Origin of the sequence: Olsenella sp. CU969, from assembly GCF_905219715.1 — a bacterium.
In the GTDB taxonomy this organism is placed as follows: domain Bacteria; phylum Actinomycetota; class Coriobacteriia; order Coriobacteriales; family Atopobiaceae; genus Granulimonas; species Granulimonas faecalis.
The window spans coordinates 1-3,137 of the sequence record NZ_CAJMXC010000124.1 but is presented as its reverse complement, the minus strand read 5'-3'; the positions used below and the strand labels follow the sequence as shown (position 1 = coordinate 3,137).

At 69.0% G+C, this 3,137-nt stretch carries 1 protein-coding gene and 1 pseudogene; both read left to right on the top strand.

Features of this window, described 5'->3' with window-relative positions:
- Positions 1-112 precede the first annotated feature (112 nt).
- Positions 113-538 (top strand): DUF488 domain-containing protein, encoded by a 426-nt coding sequence (locus tag JX283_RS08045; RefSeq protein ID WP_204830114.1) that lies wholly within the window; start codon positions 113-115, stop codon positions 536-538.
- Positions 539-2,420: 1,882 nt separating this feature from the next.
- A pseudogene (locus JX283_RS08040) lies at positions 2,421-3,137 on the top strand (PLP-dependent transferase); the annotation flags it as partial.

The following is a 3,137-nucleotide window of genomic DNA, read 5'->3' as shown; positions in this document are numbered from 1 at the left end:
GTCGAGGAGAGGTGCCGAGAGAGGGGCGCCGAGGGGACGCCGCGGGAGCGGGCACCGGCGACCCCCTCGCGGGGTATAAACCCCTCGCGAGCCCCAACGCCAAGGAGGCGCCATGTCCCGATCGGTCATCACCCTTTCCGCCTACCAGACCACCGCCGAGCGGTTCTTCACCACCCTCGTCGACCACAAGGTCGACCTGCTCCTCGACGTGCGCCTGCACAACACCAACCAGCTCTGCGGCTTCACCAAGCAGCGCGACCTCGCGTATTTTGCCAGGGTCATCGCCCACTGCGACTATCTGCACGACGTCGAGCTCGCCCCCAGCCAGGAGCTGCTCCAGCCCTACCTGCACCACGACATCGACTTCGACGAGTACGCCAGCGNTTACCGTGCCCTCATCGAGGGTCGCGGCGGCATCGCCATCTTTGACAGGGACGCCGGCCCCCACGCCTCCGTCGCCATCCTCGGCACGGCCACCAAGAAGCGCCGCAGCCACGCCGAGGTGTTGGCCCAGATGGTCGCCGAGGCCACAAAGTAGCGGTCCAATATTCCTCCATAACCAAAAACAAGCAGCTCTACCTCGATAAATGACAGACGCGGCCAGCAAACTGTCAGGTAACGGTCAAAAACCGGTCAGGTCGCCCGTGCACACTGGGCCCATGAGCATTGTCCTGTGCGACCTGGATGCTTGGACACTTTTTGCCTCGCNAGCACCTTTGCGCCGCGTCCCGAAGGAAGAGGCAGACCGCGCCCTGGAGAGGGCGACCTGCACGACGGCAGACGCCGCGCTCGTGCGGGACCTTCCATGGCGCCGCGAGCTCGACGGGCATGTGCGGGTGCTGGCGGGTGCCGCCCCCGAGGACGACGTGCCCGTGCATCTCGCTGTCTCTGAAGGCAAGGCCCGCCATCGGGCGAAGGGGCTCGTTGCGCACGGCATGGCGATGCCCCTTGCCGAGGGCTCGCTCTGCTCCACGGAACAAGGCGTGCTCACGGTGTCGCCGGAGCTCTACGTGCTCATGCGCTCCCGGATTCTCTCGCCAGCCTCTCTGGCGGTGGTGGTGTCGCTTCTCTGTGGCAGGTACAGCCCGCGGTTTGACGACCCGTCCGGCACATCCGTTCAGTGCGAGCCGGTCGCCTCGGTGGCCTCTATCCGCTCCTTTGCGAAAACGTGCGAGGGGCTGTGGTTCTCGCGCACAAACGTCTGCCGCGTCTTGGACTGCGTTGCCGACGGCTCGCGCTCTCCCATGGAGACGGCTCTCAACGTGCTGCTTAGCCTTTCTGCGCGCGACGGCGGGTACGGGCTGCCCAAGCCGGCACTCAACAGCCCGATTCACCTGAGCCGCAACGAGGTGTTTGCTATGAGGGGGCAGCGGCGGTGCGAGATCGACTTCTTGTGGCCAGATCACGGTGCGGGGCTGGAGTACGACGGGGGAGGGNATTTTGACTCGCGGGAGGCCATGGAGCAAGACCGCCTTCGCGACGCGCTGATGAAGGAGCGGGGCCTGGACATTGTGCGGTGGACATGGCCGATGGTCTGGGACGAGGTGGCCTTCGACCTCAAAGTGAGGGAGCTTGCCCGAAAGCTCGGCGCAAAGGTGTCGACGGGCCCTTGCTGCAACAGACTGGTCGAGCGCAGGGCGCTGAGGGCNTTTGTCCTGGGGCGGCATCTGGTGTGGTGAGAGGCTGTCGATAGGGGCGCGGCCAATACGCGCCAACTTTAAAGTTGGCGTGCACTCCGGCCGGCGCCGGCTCGCAAGTACGCACCAACTTCATTGTTGGAGCGCGTTTCGGCCGAAAAAACGGCTGCCGGGCGCTCCCGACACGCACCAACTTCAAACTTGGCGTGCGTTCCGGTCGGCCAGCGCGCACCAACTTCAAAGTTGCCGTGCCTTCCTCGGCCGAGGCTCCTCCCCGGGCCGCACCTTCCCGGTCAGAAAGCCGGCCGTCCTGTCTTCCCATCCACTCGGGTGGGCAAGAAACCCTAGAATCACTCCCAATGACAACCGCGAGCGCCCCCAGCGGCAACCAGATAGGAGAGCCATGACCAAGAAGGCCAAGAAGACGTCTGGACCCAAGAGCAACTTCACCTTCAACGACGACACCATGGCCCTCGTGACCGCCGTGGTCGANGCCACGCCCGACGACAACGGCCTGGCGCTCTTCGACCCGGCGTCCGGCATGTCGTACTTTGGCATCCCCGGCCCGCTGCTCAAGGCCGACCTCGTGGGCGGCCGCGACTCCAAGCGCTACACCGCCTCCTCCCACGACTTCGGCCGCGGCATCCAGGGCCACGTCTACAAGGCCTGGATGCCCTCCCAGCACGGCCGCCTCGAGCTCCTCGTGGCAGAGAACGAGAAGCGCGCCCTCGAGGAGACCCGCGACGTGGACGACCCCGCCGACGACACCACGCCCGACCCCGAGTGACCGTCCGCGCCGACAAGCCTGCCGCCCCCGACGACCCCGCCGCGGCCCTGACCGGGATGCTGGGCGCCCGCTGCGCCCGCACCTGGCTCGTGGCCGCGACGCCGGCCGAGGCGGGCGCCACCCTCGGCGTGCCGTGCGCCCCCGTGGTCTCGTGCGCCCTCGACGCCCCGGGGCTGCCTGCCTTCTCCGTGCGCGACCTCCGCGCCGAGAGGGCCGCACGGCCCCGGGGCGCCCTTCTCGGCTGCGACGTGTCGGCCACCGGCTCCTACCTGTGCCCGGCGGCCATGCGTGGCGCGGACGTGGTCGTGGACGACCTCTCGTCCCTCGGCCTCGGCCCCGCCGCCGCGCCCAGCCCCGCCGCCGCTCCCATCTGCGCGCTCTCGCTCTCCCGGGACGCCCTCCGCGATGCCGCCGCCGTCTCCGCGGCCGAGCGCCTCGCGGCGTCCCGCCCCATGGAGCCCGCGGCCGTCCGGGCCCTCTCCGCCGCGCTGCCGGGCTTCCCGGAGCGCTGCCGCCGCCGGGCCGACGCCGCCTCCGCCATGGCCTCCTACCTCGCCTGTCATCCCGACGTCGCCGCAACGGCCTACCCCGGCCTCAAGGGCGACCCCGCCCACGGCACGGCCGAGCGCATCCTGGAGAACGGCTTCGGCTTTTCCGTGGCGTTCGTCCCCGCCTCGTCGCCCGCCGCCGTCCTCGCCGCGGCAGATGCCCTG